This is a genomic window from bacterium, assembly GCA_017744355.1.
Lineage (GTDB): Bacteria > Cyanobacteriota > Sericytochromatia > S15B-MN24 > UBA4093 > JAGIBK01.
Map to the genome: position 1 here is coordinate 130513 of JAGIBK010000004.1, position 16373 is coordinate 146885.

Consider the following 16373-nt stretch of genomic DNA (forward strand, 5'->3'; position numbering starts at 1 on the left):
GGTACGCCCGCACGCTCTAAACTGGAGGGAGGATCCCCCAGCCTTGCGGATGGAGCCCCCATGGACAAGAAGACCGTCGCCCACACCCTCGAAGCGATCGCCACCCTCATGGAGCTGAAGGGCGAGAACCCCTTCAAGGTCCGCGCCTTCTCCGGCGGCGCTCGCCTGCTCGAAACCACCGACCTGGACCTCTCGGGCCTCGTCGCCGAGGGCAAGCTGACCTCCGTCAAGGGGATCGGCGCGGGGCTCGCCGAGGTGATCGGCGAGATGGTCAAGACCGGCGCCTCCTCGGTCCATGCCGAGCTGATGGCTTCGACCCCCGCGGGGCTCGTCGAGATGCTCGGCATCCCCAACCTCGGCCCCAAGAAGATCAAGGCCATCCACGAAGGCCTGGGCGTCGCCTCGGTCGGCGAGCTGGAGTACGCCTGCAACGAGAACCGGTTGGTCTCGCTCAAGGGCTTTGGGGCCAAGACCCAGGACAAGATCCTCGCGGGCATCCGCCTCTTCAAGCAGAACCTCGGGCGCTTCCTGTACGCCGACGTCATCGAGACGGCCGAAGGGCTGCTCTCGGCCGTCTCGAATCATCCGAGCGTCCAGCGCGCCGCGATCGCAGGCTCCTTGCGCCGCTGCAAGGAGACGGTCAAGGACGTGGACCTGGTGGCGTCGAGCGACGACCCCGCGAGCGTCATGGCCGCCTTCGTCGCCCTGCCCCGGGTCGTCGAGGTCATCGGGCACGGCACGACCAAGAGCTCGGTGCGTCTCGACAACGGCCTCTCGGTGGACCTGCGGGTGGTGAGCGACGAACAGTACCCCTTCACCCTGCATCACTTCACCGGCAGCAAGGAGCACAACACCCTTCTGCGCCAGCGCGCGCAGGATCGCGGCCTCAAGCTCAACGAGTACGGCCTGTGGCGCGGCGACGAGCTGATCCCCTGCCGTGACGAAGCCGAGCTCTTCGCCAAGCTGGATCTCGCCTACGTGCCGCCCGAGCTGCGCGAGGGGCTCAACGAGGTCACCCTGGCCGAGGCGGGCCCCCTGCCCGAGCTGGTCACGCTCGACGATCTCCAGGGCGTCTTCCACGTCCACACCACCTACTCGGACGGCGGCGCGAGCGTCGAGGCCATGGCCCGCGCGGCCCAGGCCCTCGGCTACCGCTACCTCGGCATCTCGGACCACTCGGAGGCCGCGGTCTACGCCCAGGGCCTGACCCGCGATCGCATCCGCGAGCAACACGCCGAGATCGACAAGGTCAACGCCGAGCTTTCGGGCATCACCCTGCTCAAGGGAATCGAGGCCGACATCCTCGCGGACGGCAGCCTCGACTACGACGACGAGACCCTCTCGAGCTTCGACTTCGTCATCGCGAGCGTCCACTCCCGCTTCGGGCTCGACGAGCAGGCCATGACCGCGCGAGTGGTCAAGGCCCTCTCCAACCCCCACGTCACCATGCTGGGGCACATGACGGGCCGCCTCCTCCTGGGCCGCGAGCCCTACGCCCTCGACTTGGAGCAGGTTTTCAAGGCCGCCGCCGAGCACGGGGTGGTCATCGAGCTCAACGCCAACCCCCACCGCCTCGACATCGACTGGCGGCACCTCCGGCGCGCCCTGGAGCTCGGGGTCACCATCGCCATCAACCCGGACGCCCACTCCATCGACGGCCTGCAGGACACCCGCTTCGGGGTGGGGATCGCCCGCAAGGGCGGCGTCCAGCCCGCCCAGGTGCTCAACTGCCTGACGCTCGAAGCCCTGCGCGATCGCCTCGCCGCGCGCCGCGCCGGGGCCCTGGTTTCCTGACCCATGGCCGAGCACCTGGCGTTCAAGGAGCTAAAGCCTTGGGACGCGCGCGCCCTGCAGGCCCTCTACGCCACCGTGCCCGACTACTTCGCCCTCTTCGGGGGGCTGGGCACCGACGAGGCGAAGAAGGCCCTCAAGGACGCGCCGGGGGTCGGCGAGTCGCACCACGTCTGGGGCATCTACCAGGGGGAAGCGCTCATCGGGCACCTGGACTTCCTGCTGGGGCACCCCGACGCCTCGACCGCCTATCTGGGCCTGCTCCTCATCCGGGGGGACCTGCACGGGCAGGGGCTCGGGCGCAAGGCGTTCTCCCAGTGGCTCGAATGGGTGGCCGCGGGCCCCTTCGAGCGGGTCAAGCTAGGAATCGTGGCGGGCAACGTCCAGGCCTTCTCCTTCTGGAAAGCTTGCGGCCTGACGGACACCGGCGAGCGCAAGACGCTCGCCATCAACGGGGTGGACTGCCAGGTCCACCTCCGCGAGCTGCGCTTTTAATCGCGGGTTGTCACGCCCCCTGCGGCGCGCTATCCTCCCCACACCCCGCCCGAAGGGGAGTGTGAGGAGGTGTCGGATGCCTGTCCCAAAGAAACAGCCCATCCCCCCGTTCAACCAGGCGCGGCTCGAAGCCGAGACCGACGACCTCGAGGAGTTCGTCGCCGAGATCCCCTTGCGCCGGGACGACGCGCAAGGGGCCGAGATCGTCAGCGGCCGCGAGGTGCACGACGAGCCGCCGCAGCGCGATCGCGCCTACCGGAACCTGAACGAGTAAGGCTCTCACAACAGCAGCGCCCCCTCGCGTGCGAGGGGGCGCTTGTGTGTTTGGGTCAGCGGCGCGCCGTGGCCGGCATCAGGATGATGCCCTGCCTGGGGGCGAGCTTGAGGGGCACGTGGCCCTGCTGGACCGTGTAGCTCCGTCCGGTCAGCGGGTCGCTCAGCTTGGCCCCGTCGGCGAAGGCCGAACTGACGTCGAGCGACCACTCGCGCGTGTCGGTGCTGTTGTTGAGCATCACCGCCACCTTGTCCTTGCCCAGCTCGCGGACGTAGCCGAAGAGGCCAAGATCGTTGTGGCGGCGGATCGAGCGGAAGGCGCCGGTGCGCAGGGCGGGCGTGGCGTTGCGCAGGGCGATGAGCTGCTTGTAGAAGCCCAAGAGATCTCGGTTCTGCTTGCCGGCGTTCCACTCGAAGGCGCGGCGGTTGTCCGGGTCCTTGCCGCCCTGCATGCCGATCTCGTCGCCGTAGTAGACGACGGGCGCGCCGGGGTAGGTCATCTGGAAGAGGACCGCGAGCTTGAGCTTGTTCACGTCGCCGCCCGCCTCGGTCAAGAAGCGCGGGACGTCGTGCGAGCCCAGGATGTTGAACATGGCGCCGGTGATCTCGGGGGCGTACTTCTTGCGCAGCGTTTCGAGGCCCCAGTCGAAGTGGTCCACGTTCATGGTGCCATGCGCGAAGAAGTCGAGCATGTGCTTGCGCCAGACGTAGTTCATGACGCTGTCGAACTGGTCGCCCTGCAGCCAGCGATCGGCGTCCTCCCAGATCTCGCCCACGATGTAGGCGTTGGGGTTGATGGCCCGCGCCTTCTTGCGGAAGGTGCGCCAGAAGTCGTCGCTGTCGATCTCGTTGGGCACGTCCAGGCGCCAGCCGTCGATGCCCTGCCTCAGCCAGTGCTCCTCGACCGAGAAGAGGTACTTCTGGACCTCGGGGTTGCTCGCGGCGCGCAGCTGGGGCAGGGTGCCGAAGCCCCACCAGGCGTTGTAGTTGGGCTTGGGCGTGGTGGTGACGGGGAAGCCCCAGATGGTGTACCAGTTCCAGTAAGGCGACTTCTCGCCCTTCTCCTTGGCGTCCTGGAAGAGCGGGCTGTCATCGCCCGTGTGGTTGAAGACCCCATCCAGCATCACCTTCATGCCGAGACCGTGAGCGGCCTTGAGCATGCGCGCGAAGGCCGCGTCACCGCCGAAAGCCGGATCCACGTGCATGTAGTCCCGGGTGTTGTACTTGTGGTTGCTGCTGCTCGCGAAGATCGGATTGAAGTACAGGGCGTTGACGCCCAGCTCCTTGAGGTAAGGGAGCTTCTGGGTCACCCCGTCCAGGTCGCCGCCCATGAAGTTGTCGTAGGTCGGCGTCGCGCCCCAGGGCTCGCTTCCCTTCGGGTCGTTCGCGCGATCGCCGTTGGCGAAGCGCTCGGGGAAGATCTGGTAGATGACGGCATTCTTGGCCCAGTCGGGCGTCCCCGAGAGGCTCTGGGCGCGCACGCCCTGGTCCTCGGCCCCAGCACGGAAGGGGGTCATGCCGCACCCCGACAGCAGGATCGCCCCTGCGAGCAAGGCCTTCCCGAACCGCTTGCGCATGCGTCGCTTCTCCTAAAACGATCTTAAACGTGACTTAAGAATATTTTAGGAGCTGCGACGCAGATCTTGCTAGCGGAGGTTCCACTTCCCCTTGAGATCGTAAACGAAGTCCCCCTGGGCCATGGGGGATTCCCCGTGGAAGAGGGCGTAGTCGTAGGGACCCACGTTCATGCCGAAGAGGCCGGGAATCCCCGCATCCTCGCTGCTGGTGACGATCCGCATGGGCAGGTTCGGATTGTAGGGGTTCGAGAAGGCAGTGATCAGGCGCAGGTTCTTGCCCACGAACTGCTTGTCGCCCAGCTGGATCGTATCCTTCGTGACCTTGAGGGGGATGTACTTAAGCAAAGCCGCCAAGAAGGGGTTGGACCAGGGGGTTCCGAAGACCACGAAGGAGACCTTGGCGGGATCCAGGGTCGCGGCCTGCTCGGGGGTCACGATCGCCACGTCCTGGCCGAAGCGCTTGCGGAAGAAAGCCTTGGTCTCCTGGAGCGACGCTTGGGTCGCCGCGCGTACCTTGGCATCGGCGGGGGTCGGCGCCACCAGCACCGTGGCGGGCAGGAAGCGACGGTCGTTGGCACGCGGGATCGGCCCCTGGAACGAGCGGTAGCGCTTGGCCACGTCGTCGGCCGCTCCCATGTCCTTGAGGTAGGCGAGCTTGGCGGTGGTCTGCGGCAGGAAGGCTCCCAGGTTGGGATAGGTCGCGCGGTTGGCCTCGTAGTTCGCCAGCTGGGTGAAAATCTCGCGCACGTAGGCGAAGCCCGTGCGCTCGTTGGTCCGCAGGGCGACCTGGGCCTGCTTCACGTCGCCGTCCGCCTGCTGGAAGCGCGCGTCCACCGCACGCAGCAGGTGCTCGGCCACCGCCTCGGGCCAGTCGAGGCAGCCGGCGGCCTTCATGTCGTCGGTCACGGGCGTCATGAGCTCCTTGCTGAGCGCCAGGTCGCGGGCGTGAACGGCGAGCAGGCCAGGCAGGATCGCATGGCCGAAGGCGTGCGCGAGGCTGCGTCCGAAGTCCGAGGCCTCCACCTTGAAGTCAGGCAGCTTGTCCTTGGTCACCCCCTCGGGCCGCAGCACGACAAGGGGGCCGTCCTCGCCGGTCTGGGCGAGCAGCGCCTCGCCCGAGGCATCGCGCGGAGCCATCGGGGCGAGGAGGACGGTGAAACGGGGGTAGGTCACGCCGTAGAAGCCTTCGACCCGGCTCTTGGGGTCGGCCTTGGCCACCGCCTGGGCGACCTTCGCCTCCAGCTTGGCGTAGGCGGGGCGGCGCGCAGTGTAGAAGGCCATGAAGCCCGAATCGGCTGCGAACTGGCGCAGGTGAGCACTCAGGGTGCCGGCAGCCTCACTGCCGCCGAGCGAAAGGGCCAGCCCGGAGGGGATGGGGCTCGCGCCCGAGAGGGTGGAGTCGAGGGTCAGCGCAAGGCGCAGCAAGGGGCGTAGCCCCGCCGGCTCGGCCTTGAGGTAGGCGCTGACGGCCTCGACCGCCGGATGCGCGGCATGGCGGGCGAAGGTCTGCTGCACGTCGAGGGCGTAGGCCGAGGGGGCGACCTCCGCGTTCTCCTTGCCCCAGGCGCCCAGCGCGATGAGGGCCGTGACGAGCTCGATCTGGGGCTCGACCCGGACCTCGATCGCGGTCGCTTCGCTTCCCGGCGCGCGCAGCTCGATCCCCGAGGGATCTGGCAGAGGCACGGGAACGGCCTCCTGGGCGAGGGCAGGGGCGATGGGCAGGACGAACATGGCGGCCAACGCGGCGGCCGCCCAGGGCCGGGACTTCATGCAACCTCCGGAGGGCGGGATTGGGGCGACGTCTAGGGTTTCGTACCCCAGAAGGGCCCAAATCATCCCTCCGTCGCTTTCTGCTAGAATCGAAACGCCCTTTTGCCCGCTTCAGGAGACCCCGTGCGCCAGCGCCTCCTCGCCTCGATCGAACGTACCCGCCTCTTCGGCGTGATCCGCGCCAAGGACGCCACCGAAGCCGTCTGGGCCGCCCAGGCGGCCATTGAAGGCGGTCTCGAACTGCTCGAGATCACCCTGACCACGCCGGGGGCCCTCGACGCCATCCGGACCCTTTCCGAAAGCGGCGCCCTGGTCGGGGCGGGCACGGTGCTCACGCGCGACGACGCGCACGCAGCCATCAAGGCGGGCGCCGCCTTCGTGGTCTCGCCCCACACCGACGCGGCCGTCGTCGCGGCCTGCCGTGAGGCCGGTGTCTGGGTAGCCCCGGGGGCCGCCACCCCCACCGAGTTGCTCGCCGCCCACCGCCTGGGGGCCGACTGCGTCAAGGTCTTCCCCGCCGAGGCGCTCGGCGGGCCGCGCTACCTGAAGCTGGTGCGGGACCCCTTGCCCTTCTTGCCCCTGATGCCGACCGGTGGGGTGGATGCGAGCAACCTCGCTGCTTACCTGGCTGCGGGGGCCGTGGCCGCGGGCGTGGCCACCTGCCTCTTCGACCGCGAGGCCGTCGCGCGCCGCGATGCCGGCGAGCTGGCGCGTCGCGCCGCCGAACTGCTTGCGATTGCTCGCTCCTGAGCGATTGTTTAGAAACGATTAAACCCCTTTGAAATGATCGTTGCCTACCGCCAGAAAACCCTTGCTCGCGGGCATAACACGGTAGCAACGCCCCGATGAGGTGAGGACCCGACCATGGCGATGATCGACGGCAACGGCAACCCCCAGCGCTTGGGACGCCCCACGGGGCCCATCAAGCCTCGCACCCTGACGCTCGACTCGCCTCCCGAGGCGCCCAAGTCCGAAGCCGCCGCCAAGCCCAAGACCGACCGCCTCAAGGTCGAGAACCGCCCCACCAGCGATCAGGACCGCCTCAAGGCGGCGGTCGCGGCCGCTCAAGCCGCAGGCGCTGCCGCCCCGGCCGCGAACGGCGGCAAGGCCAAGGCCGCCGAGGCCGCCAAGCCCAAAGAAGAAGACAAGCCCGTCAGCAAGACGGTCGCCGATGCCGTGGGCGCGGTCGACGGCCTCAAGGAAGGCGTCAAGATCGCCTCGAACATCGACGAGCTCGAGAAGCTCCCGCTGCTCGGCCGCTTGATGCAGCGCGGCGGCCGTGCCGGCAGCATCGGGGGCTTCTTCGCGCGTAGCCGCGCAGGGGCTGCGATCGCCCACGCCATGGAGAACGGCAAGTACGTGGCCCCCATGGTCAAGGGTCTCGGCCGCGTGGCCCCCATCGCCGGCGCGGTGGTCGCGGGCTTCGACATCGCGGACGCCGTCAAGACCAACAAGGACCCCAAGGCGAGCGGCACCGAGAAGGTGCTCGCCAACGCCAAGGCTGGCCTCTCGGCCCTTTCGGCCGCCGCCGGTACCGCGGCCCTCTTCCTCGCCCCCACCGGCATCGGCGGGGCCATCGCGGGCGGCATCGCGCTGGGCGCGGGCCTGCTGTCCATGGGCGCCGACCTGATGCTGGGCAAGGTCCGCAACGATCGCAAGAAGGCCGAACAGCACTAGCGCGCTACGCGTCCCCTTCGGCGCCCCCCGTCACGGGGGGCGCCTTCGTTTTGGCGTTACAATGGGAGGATTCGCCCCCCTTCTCGGATTGGAGATGCCATGCAACTCGGCAAGATTCGGCTCCGCTGGCTCAGCGACGGCGAGTTCAAGCTCGACGGCGGCGCCATGTTCGGGGTCGTCCCCAAGACCCTCTGGACCAAGCGCTATCCCTGCGACGAGCACAACTACATCCGGCTCGCGCTCAACACCCTGCTGATCGAGACCCCCGACGCCACCATCGTGGTGGACACCGGCTACGGCAACAAGCTCACCCCCAAGCAGCAGAGCATCTTCCAGCTCAAGCAGCCCCCCACCCTCCGCGAGAGCCTCGAAGCCGCGGGAGTGGATCCGGCCAAGGTGGACTACGTCCTCTACTCGCACATGCACCACGACCACGCCGCGGGCGGCACCTACCGGGACGAGGCGGGCGAGATCAAACCCACCTTCCCCAACGCCAAGCACGTCATGCAGCGCGCCGAGTGGGAGGAGGCCCTTTCCCCCAACATCCGCTCGGCTCACGCCTACTGGCCCGAGAACTGGCAGGTCATCGAGGCCGCCGGCCTCATCGACCCCGCGGACGGCGAGCGCGAGATCGTGCCGGGGGTGAAGGTGGTCCTCACGGGCGGCCACACCAAGGGCCACCAGGCCATCCTGATCGAGTCCGAGGGCCAGACCGCTCTGCACCTGGGCGATTTGCTGCCCACCCACGCTCATCTCAACCCCCTGTGGGTGATGGCCTACGACGACTACCCCATGGACTCGATCACCGCCAAGGCCCACTGGATCGGCCGCGCCAAGGCCGAGGGCTGGTGGCTGACCTTCTACCACGACCCCGAGATCCTCGCAGGCGTCTGGGACGAGGCGGGCAACCTGGTCCAGCGCGTGAACGCCGAGGAAGCGATGGTGCGCGCATGACCCGCTTCATCCGCTTCGAGCTGGACGGCGCCCCAGCCTGGGGCGAGACCGACGGAGAGACCGTGACGGTCCTCGACGGGAGCATCGGCGCCTTCACGGCCACTGCGCGGAAGGTCCAATTCGAGGGCCTTCGCCTGCTGGCTCCCGCCACCCCGGGCAAGATCCTCGCCGTGGGCCTCAACTACCGCTCGCACCTGCAGGGCCGCCCCGCCCCCGCGCGCCCCGAGCTGTTCTATAAGCCGCCCTCGGCCCTCGTCGGCCCGGAGGAGGCCATCCTGCTGCCGCCGGACGCCGCCGATCCCCACTTCGAGGGCGAGCTGGTGGTCGTGATGGGCAAGCGCGCGCGGCACGTCAGCCCCGAAGAGGCGCGGTCGTGCGTCTTCGGCTACACGGCGGGCAACGACGTCAGCGATCGTCAGTGGCAGGCCAACGATCGCCAGTGGTGGCGGGCCAAGGGCTGCGACACCTTCGCCCCTTTGGGGCCGTGGATCGTCTCCGCCCTTTCGCCGGACGCGGTGATCCGCACGCGCGCAGGCGGCGAAGTGTACCAGGAGGCGCCCCTCTCGGATCTCATCTTCGACGTGGCGCAGGTGGTCAGCTTCGCCAGCCGCTACCTGACGCTCGAAGCGGGGGACCTCATCTTCACCGGCACCCCCGGCCACACCCGCGCCATGCAGCCCGGCGAGACCGTCGAGGTCGAGGTCACGGGCCTGGGCACCCTGCGCAACCCGGTGAGGCGGCTCGAAGCCTAGACCTTATGCGCCGCGCGCAGGAGGGCGCCGAACTCCTCGGCGGGTACCGGGCGGCTGAAGTAGTAGCCCTGGTACCCGTCGCAGCGGCGTTCTCTCAGGAAGTCGAGCTGCGCGCGCGTTTCCACCCCCTCGGCGATCACCTTCATGCCGAGGCTGTGCGCCATGGCGATGATGGCCGAGGTAATCGGGGCGCCGTCCTCACCCGAAGTGATGCCTCGAACGAAGCTCTGGTCCACCTTGAGGGTGTGCAGGGGAAAGCGCTGGAGGTAGCTCAGGGACGAGTAGCCGGTCCCGAAGTCGTCCACCGAGAAGAGGATGCCGATCCGGCTCAGCTCCTGCATCACCTCGGCGCTGGCCTCGACGTTGTCCATCAGGATGCTCTCCGTCAGCTCCAGATCGAGGCACGTCGGAGGGATGGAGGTCTCGGCGAGGACCCGCTTGACCAGCTCTGCCAGGTTCTGGCGCTTGAAGTGGCGTCCCGACAGGTTGACCGACATCCGCACGTCCCCCAGACCCTCCTGGGCCCAGCAGCGCTGCTGGAGGCAGGCGGCGCGCATCACCCACTCGGTAATGGGAACGATCAGGCCACACTCCTCGGCGAGTGGGATGAACTTGGCCGGCGAGATCATCCCGAGCTGGGGGTGATGCCAGCGGATGAGCGCCTCGGCCCCGAAGATGCGCCCGCTCTCGAGACAGACCTGGGGCTGGTAGTGGACGGTCAGCTCATGGCGCTCCAGGGCATGGCGCAGCTTGTGGCCGAGTACCAAGCGATCCGTGGTATCCTCGCTCAGCCCGAGGTGATACAGACAGTAGGCGTTCCGCTCCTGCTTGGCCCGATCGAGGGCGACCCCCGCGCAGCGCATGAGGGCATCGGGGTTCTGGGCATCGGCGGGAAAGCGCCCGACTCCGATGCTCGCCGTAAGGTAGACCTCGTGGCCGTCCACCATGAAGGGTAGCGAGAAGACCTCCTGAAGGCGCTGCGCCAAGGCCTCCGCGTCCTGGGCGTCGCCGAAGGCGAGGACGCCGAATTCGTCGCCGTCGAGGCGCGCGACCGTTCCCCCGAGCGGGAGCGCCGCTTGCAAGCGGACGGCCACCTGGCAGAGCAGGCGATCCGCCATCGGGTGTCCGAGGGTCTCGTTCAGGGGCTTGAATCGGTCCAGGTCGAGCACCAGCAGCATCACGGACTGGTCGAGCGACTCGGCGTGGATCAGGGCCTCGGCGAGGCGCTGGCGCAGACTGAAGCGATTGGGCAGACCCGTGACCCCGTCGTGGAAGCGCGCGAACTCCAGCTCGGCCTCTGCCCGCTTGCGCGGGGTGATGTCCATGAGACTGCCGAGCAGATAGGGGCAGTCCCCCTCCGGCGTGACGATGGGCGAGATGACCGCTTCGAAGGTGCGCCCCTCGGGAGCCGACACCTCGTAGACGATCGAGCGCTTGGCCTTGAGGGCCTCGGCAAACTTGCCGAGCAAGTAGGGACGCGCCGCCGGCGGCAGGACGTCCACGACCCGCCGCGAGAGGACCTCTTCGAGCGAGAGGCCCGCATGGCGCAGGTAGGCGTCGTTGACCGCCCGGTAATGGTAGTCGCCCCCCTCGACCGAGACCACGAACAGGGGATCGGGGTAGGCCAGGAAGATGAGCTCGAAGAAGGGGGCCAAGGCCTTGTCGATGCCTTCCATGCAGCAGCCTCCAAGCGTTCGCGAACGGGCGCAGAAGCTAGCTTACGCATCGGACGGAAGTCCCACTTGGGACGTTGGTCCCGAGTTTCGGTCAAGAATCGTCAAGCGGGGGGCATGCGCCCGTGCGCGGGGCGCTGGGCGGGTGCTAAGATGAGTCCCATGCGCAAGCCCCTGCTTTTGCTCACCGCTTGTTTCACCCTGGTCTTCCCCGCTCCCGGGCGCGCCCAGCAAGGCGATCGCCTCATCCGGATCGGCGTGGTGGAGGCCGCCCCCTCGGCGACGCTCGGCCTGAGCCTGCCAGCGACCCTCATGGAGGGCGATCGCAGGGTCGCGCGCTTCGCTGCCAACGCCCCGATCCTCGTCACCCAGGCGAGCGAAAGCCTGGAGGTCACCCTCTCGGACGGGACCAAGGCGAGCGCCAAGGGCCCTTTGCGCCTCAAGGCCGATGAGCCGACCCCCGAGGCCCGCGCCTCGGTGGCGGGCAAGACCTACCGGGGCGAGCTCGAAGTGCGCATGGGCCCGAGCGCCTTGACCGTCGTCAACGAAGTGACCCTCGAGGCCTACCTGTACGGCGTAGTCCCCGCCGAGGTGATCCCGAGCTGGCACCCCGAGGCCCTCAAGGCCCAGGCCGTCGCCGCCCGCACCTACGCCGTGGCCCACCTGGGCCAGTTCTCCTCTTTGGGTTACGACCTCAAGGCCACGGTGGCAAGCCAGGTCTACGGCGGCACCAAGCTGGAGCGCCCCTCGACCAACCAGGCGGTGGATGACACCCGCGGCCGGATCCTCACCTACCTCGGCAAGCCCATCGAGGCCGTCTACAGCGACTCGTCGGGGGGCTTCACCGAGTCGTGCCTGGAGGTCTGGGGCAAGGCCGTCCCGTACCTGCAGGCGGTCCCGGACTTCGACCAGCAGAGCCCCCGCTACGTCTGGGAGACCACGATCGCTCCCGACCGCTTCTCCCCGGCCCTCCAGAAGCTCGGGGTCTCCATCGGGGATCTGGTCGCCATCGAACCCTTGGAGCGCAGCTACTCGGGGCGCCTCAAGCGCGCCCGGCTCATCGGCACCACCGGCACGGCCGAGGTCGGCGGCGAGAAGCTGCGCTTCGCCTTCGGCCTGCGCAGCACCTTCTTCAACGTGGCCAAGCAAGCGGACGGCAGCCTCGCCTTCGCCGGACGCGGCTGGGGGCACGGCGTGGGCATGTCCCAGTGGGGCGCCAAAGCCATGGCCGATATGGGCTACTCCTACGACCAGATCCTCGCCCACTACTACGGGCAGACCACCCTCAGCGACGGCATGCTGGTTAAAGCCCCCCGCTAAACGAAACGGGGAAAGCATCCAATTGGACGCTTTCCCCGTCGATTTCAGTTGGGATCAGTGGCCCGCGGCGGCTTCCGGCGCGGCAGACGGCTGATAGCCTGCCGGATAGAGGTTGCGGTAGCCCTCGGCGAGCTGGGTGTTGACCTTGACGGCCTGAGCGCCCGCGTCCTTGTAGGCGTAGCCCGGCGTGATGGCCGGCAGCGAATCCGCCTGCTCCTGGCTGGTGACCACCACCCCGGCGGGCACGTAGTGGCCCTCGCGGATGTTGACCCCGATGGCGGCCGCGCGCGGCTCCAGCACGCAGCCCGCGCCGATGCGGGCCTTGAAGACCAAAGCCTGCATCCCGATGTAGGCGTCGTCGGCGACGACCGAGGGGCCGTGCACCTGACTCTGGGGGGCGAGCGTGACGCGCTCGCCGATGTAGACGGCGTATTCCTGGCCGTTCACCACGACCCGGTGCTCCATCTTGCTGACGCCCTTCTCCTCGGTCGACAGGGCGTGGATCACCACCCCGTCCTGGACGCTCGTCTCGTCACCCACCAAGATGTTCTTGCCCTCGTCCCCACGGACGGAGGCCTGGGGGGCGACGAGCACGCGCTCGCCGAGGGTGACGTAGCCGATCACGCTCGCCTGCGGGTGGACGTAGGCCGTCTCGGCGATGACCGGCCGCTCCATGGTCAGGCTGTAGTCCGAGACCACGTTCGGGCCGGTGGTGATGTCGGGAAAGCCCGCCGGGTTGTAGGAGCGACCATGATCCTGGTCGGCATCGCTCGGGCGCTGGACCACCACCTGGGTCGGCATGGCGAAGCGGACGGCGATCGCCGCCGAACCCGCCGAGAGGCCGCCGACCAGGATCATGGCCATGAGGAAGGTGCCGTCGAACTGCGCGGGTTTCCCACCGGGCAGCTTCAGGGCAGGCAGGGCAGGGGGCTGGATCTTGGGAAGGGAGAGCTTGAACCCCTTCTTGGCCTTACCGTTCGACGCATTCTTGCTTCCGCTCATATCCCTACCTTAATGATCCGATCTCTGTTAGGCCAATGTTCCCCAAGGGCGCGGCCTTTACACCCTTGGCTGGGCGCTTCTATAATGGCGCGTCCGCAACCCCCATACAGGAGGCTCCTCATGTCCCTGCGAACCCTCGCCGTCCCCATGTCTCTCGCCGCCATGCTCGTCGCTGCGGGCGCGGGAGCCGCCGACGCCAAGGCCCCCGCCAAGACCGAGGCCAAGCCGGAGGCCATCCAGGAAGTGGAGAAGGCCGCGGGCCACAAGGTCACGCTCGGCTCCAAGGTCCAGTTCACCACCACCAAGGGCAAGTTCACCGTCGTGCTCTTCCCCAAGGAGGCCCCCAAGACCGTCGCCAACTTCGAGAAGCTGGTCAAGAAGGGCTTCTACGACGGCCTGACCTTCCACCGGGTCATCCCCGGCTTCGTCGCCCAGGGCGGCGATCCCGAAGGCACGGGCGGGGGCGGCCCCGGCTACACCATCCCGGACGAGCTGGACAGCACCCTCAAGCACATCCGCGGCAGCCTCGCCATGGCCAAGACCTCGGCGCCCAATAGCGGCGGCAGCCAGTTCTACATCGGCTTCCAGCCCCTTCCCTCGCTGGATGGCCGCTACACCGTCTTCGGCCAGGTCATCAGCGGCATGGACGTGGTCGACAAGCTGCAGGCCACTGAGGGCCCCGGCGCCAACCCCGGCAAGCCCGACAAGATGCTCAAGGTCACCCTCGTCAAGTAAAGCCCAAGACGAAACAGCGCCCCGGCAAGCCGGGGCGCTGTTCGCGTGAAGGATGTAACGCGGCTTAGCGCTTGGCGAAGCGCGCCCGCAGGGCGCCGAAGAAGCGCTCGACCTTGCCCGTCTGGCGCTGAGCGGGGATCCCCTCGTCGGCCAGCAGCCCCGTGATGCCCGAGACGTCCTCCGGCGACAGGGGCCGGGTGTAGGCGAAGGTCATGGGGCGCTTGCTACGGGCGTGGGCGGGAAGGCGCTCGATCACGGAATGAATCCTCCTGCGGGGCAACGAGATTAAGTGTCTCGGGCGAAGTCTTAAACTTGATTTAATTATAGCCTCCCCCGACCCAAACTTGCGCGCCCGACGAAAGTTTTTTTCAGGCCTCGCTCAGTTGCATGCTCGGAGGCAGCTCCAGGGGCTGAGTGAGGGCCGCGCGCTCCAGGGGCAGGGTGAAGCCCGCGGCGGCGAGCGGCATGCGGGCGGTGAAGACCGTGCCCTTGCCGGGCGCGCTCTCGACCGACAGCTCGCCGTGATGCGCGAGCATCAGACCCTGGGCGATGGCGAGCCCCAGCCCCAGGCCGGACTGGCGCGAGGTAGCCCCGCCCTGGGCCTGGAAGAAGGGTTCGAAGAGCTGGGCCTGCGCCTCGGCGGAGATCCCGGGACCGTTGTCGATCACGCGGGTGGCGATCTCGACGCCCTCGCGGGCCACCTCGACCCGGACCGAGGCCCCGTGAGGGGTGTAGCGCGAGGCGTTGGAGAGCAGGTTGAGCAGAACCTGCGCCAGACGCTCCGGATCTCCGTAGACCGGCGCCAGGTGATGCGGCAAGATCAGCTCCAGGCGCTGCTCCTTGGTCTTGAAGGCAGGCCGCGCCTGGGCCACGACCCCCTTGACCAGCTCGCAGTAGTTCAGGGGACGGCACGCGAGCTGGAAGCGGCCCTGGCTGACCCGGTGGTAGTCGAGGAGATCGTCCACCAAACGCTGCATCTGGGCGGTGGCAACCTGGATCCGGTTCACGTAGGCGCCCTGGTCCTTGGTCAGCGGGCCGCCCAGCCCGTCCTCCAGGAACTCGGCGAAGGCGAGCACCGAGCTGAGCGGGGTCCTGAGCTCGTGGCTGATCATGCTGAGGAAGCGCGCCACCCGAGCGTCGTTGGCGTGCAGGCGATCGCTGATGGCCGCCTCCAGTGCGCGAGCGCGGCGGCGGTGTGCCAGGCTCGTCGCGAGCCAGGCTGCTCCCGCGCCCAAGGCGCCCGCTAGCCACCATGATGTGCCAAACATGCTCGTCTCCCCTGGGGCCTAAGATTGGATTAAGCGAGTATAAACTATCCTTAGTAAAAAGTTAATACTCTTAGATAACAAGACCTTCAGCGCCCCGTCCTTTATGATGAAGGGCGGATCGCAGCAAGGTGAAAGGAGCGTCATGACGGTCTTCGTGGTGAACCCCCGCGCGGCACATGGCCGGACGGCGTCCCGCTGGGCCCGCCTGGAGGCCAGTCTGCTGCGGCTCGGGCTGTCGGGCGAGGTCCGCTTCACCGAAGGCCCCGGTCATGCCCGGCATCTCACCGCCCAGGCCCTCTCGGAAGGCGCGCGGCGAGTGGTGGCGGTCGGGGGCGACGGCACCATCCACGAGGTGATGAACGGCTTCTTCGACGACCGGCAGCCTCGCTCCCCCGAGGCGACGCTCGGGATCCTGCCGACTGGCACCGGGGGCGACCTGATCCGGACCCTCGGCATCCCCCGCGACCCCCTCAAGGCGGCCGAGCATCTACTCTCGGGCCGGCAAAGCCTCTTCGACGTGGGGCGGGCCGAGTTCGTGGGCGCCGATGGGCATCGAACCGTGCGCCACTTCGTCAACATCGCCGAGGCGGGCCTCGGCGGCGCGGCGGTCGATCGGATCAACCGCGGCTCCAAGGTCCTGGGGGGCTTCCTGACATTCCTCGCCGGGACCCTCCACGCCTTCGCCACCTACCAGCCTGGCGTCATGTCGATCGCCTTCGACGACGAGGCGCCCCTCGAGGGGCGGGCATGGAACGTGGTGGTCGGCAACGGGCGGTACTTCGGCGGAGGCATGCACATCTTGCCCGAGGCGCGCATGGACGACGGGCTCTTCGACGTCATGGTGGTGGGGGACGTGTCCCGCGCAGCCCTCTTCCGGAACGTCGCCGCCATCTATCGCGGCACCCATCTCTCGGAGCCCGGGGTGGCGTTCCGCCGGGCCCGTGAGGTCCGGGTGCGATGCGCGCGGCCCCTCTTGCTGGATCTCGACGGCGAGGCCCCCGGGACCACCGATGCGCATTTCAGCATCATGCCCCAAGTCCTGAGACTAAGCGTTTAAGGCATTCCTCAGTTTTTTCTGCTAAGTTT

The 16373-nt window shown here is 68.1% G+C and carries 16 protein-coding genes; 10 read left to right on the forward strand and 6 right to left on the reverse strand.

The features are described 5' to 3' along the window. Positions 1-60 precede the first annotated feature (60 nt). From polX to J7643_11550, 3 genes are all read left to right on the forward strand, one after another. Positions 61-1794 (forward strand): DNA polymerase/3'-5' exonuclease PolX, encoded by a 1734-nt coding sequence (polX, locus tag J7643_11540; GenBank protein ID MBO9541212.1) that lies wholly within the window; start codon positions 61-63, stop codon positions 1792-1794. A gap of 3 nt (positions 1795-1797) precedes the next feature. Next, positions 1798-2286: a GNAT family N-acetyltransferase gene (locus tag J7643_11545; protein MBO9541213.1), complete on the forward strand. Its 489-nt coding sequence runs from the start codon at positions 1798-1800 to the stop codon at positions 2284-2286. A 76-nt stretch (positions 2287-2362) separates the two neighbouring features. Further along, positions 2363-2560, forward strand: coding sequence for a hypothetical protein (locus J7643_11550; protein ID MBO9541214.1), 198 nt, complete (start codon positions 2363-2365; stop codon positions 2558-2560). A 55-nt stretch (positions 2561-2615) separates the two neighbouring features. Here J7643_11550 and J7643_11555 read toward each other — a convergent pair whose 3' ends face one another. Further along, positions 2616-4136: an alpha-amylase gene (locus J7643_11555; GenBank protein ID MBO9541215.1), complete on the reverse strand. Its 1521-nt coding sequence runs from the start codon at positions 4134-4136 to the stop codon at positions 2616-2618. Positions 4137-4205: 69 nt separating this feature from the next. Beyond that, positions 4206-5906, reverse strand: a complete 1701-nt coding sequence (locus tag J7643_11560; GenBank protein MBO9541216.1) for a DUF4932 domain-containing protein — start codon at positions 5904-5906, stop codon at positions 4206-4208. Between the two features lie 123 nt (positions 5907-6029). Between J7643_11560 and eda the strand changes: the two genes are divergently transcribed. The 4 genes from eda to J7643_11580 all read left to right on the forward strand — a co-directional run bounded on the left by eda (position 6030) and on the right by J7643_11580 (position 9289). Next, positions 6030-6656 carry a bifunctional 4-hydroxy-2-oxoglutarate aldolase/2-dehydro-3-deoxy-phosphogluconate aldolase gene (gene eda / locus J7643_11565; protein ID MBO9541217.1) on the forward strand — a complete coding sequence of 209 codons (627 nt, stop codon included), beginning with the start codon at positions 6030-6032 and terminating at the stop codon, positions 6654-6656. Between the two features lie 114 nt (positions 6657-6770). After that, positions 6771-7583, forward strand: coding sequence for a hypothetical protein (locus tag J7643_11570; protein MBO9541218.1), 813 nt, complete (start codon positions 6771-6773; stop codon positions 7581-7583). Positions 7584-7682: 99 nt separating this feature from the next. Continuing rightward, a complete protein-coding gene (locus tag J7643_11575) occupies positions 7683-8537 on the forward strand; it encodes an MBL fold metallo-hydrolase (protein MBO9541219.1) in 855 nt (284 codons plus the stop codon). Further along, a complete protein-coding gene (locus J7643_11580) occupies positions 8534-9289 on the forward strand; it encodes a fumarylacetoacetate hydrolase family protein (GenBank protein ID MBO9541220.1) in 756 nt (251 codons plus the stop codon). Before J7643_11575 ends, J7643_11580 begins: the two co-directional genes overlap by 4 nt. On the opposite strand, the gene J7643_11585 is transcribed toward J7643_11580, so the two are convergent. Next, a complete protein-coding gene (locus J7643_11585; GenBank protein MBO9541221.1) occupies positions 9286-10965 on the reverse strand; it encodes an EAL domain-containing protein in 1680 nt (559 codons plus the stop codon). The genes J7643_11580 and J7643_11585 overlap by 4 nt on opposite strands. Before the next feature lie 159 nt (positions 10966-11124). Here J7643_11585 and J7643_11590 point away from each other — a divergent pair, with 159 nt between their 5' ends. Beyond that, a complete protein-coding gene (locus J7643_11590; protein ID MBO9541222.1) occupies positions 11125-12282 on the forward strand; it encodes a SpoIID/LytB domain-containing protein in 1158 nt (385 codons plus the stop codon). Positions 12283-12336: 54 nt separating this feature from the next. Here J7643_11590 and J7643_11595 read toward each other — a convergent pair whose 3' ends face one another. After that, positions 12337-13083 carry a carbonic anhydrase gene (locus tag J7643_11595; GenBank protein ID MBO9541223.1) on the reverse strand — a complete coding sequence of 249 codons (747 nt, stop codon included), beginning with the start codon at positions 13081-13083 and terminating at the stop codon, positions 12337-12339. 363 nt (positions 13084-13446) lie between these two features. On the opposite strand from J7643_11595, the gene J7643_11600 reads away from it, so the two are divergent. Continuing rightward, positions 13447-14019, forward strand: a complete 573-nt coding sequence (locus tag J7643_11600) for a peptidylprolyl isomerase (GenBank protein MBO9541224.1) — start codon at positions 13447-13449, stop codon at positions 14017-14019. A gap of 64 nt (positions 14020-14083) precedes the next feature. Here J7643_11600 and J7643_11605 read toward each other — a convergent pair whose 3' ends face one another. Beyond that, on the reverse strand, positions 14084-14275 hold the full coding sequence (locus J7643_11605) for a hypothetical protein (GenBank protein MBO9541225.1): 192 nt from the start codon (positions 14273-14275) through the stop codon (positions 14084-14086). A 112-nt stretch (positions 14276-14387) separates the two neighbouring features. Further along, a complete protein-coding gene (locus J7643_11610; protein ID MBO9541226.1) occupies positions 14388-15287 on the reverse strand; it encodes a HAMP domain-containing histidine kinase in 900 nt (299 codons plus the stop codon). A 142-nt stretch (positions 15288-15429) separates the two neighbouring features. Between J7643_11610 and J7643_11615 the strand changes: the two genes are divergently transcribed. Further along, positions 15430-16344, forward strand: a complete 915-nt coding sequence (locus tag J7643_11615) for a diacylglycerol kinase family lipid kinase (GenBank protein MBO9541227.1) — start codon at positions 15430-15432, stop codon at positions 16342-16344. Positions 16345-16373 lie beyond the last annotated feature (29 nt).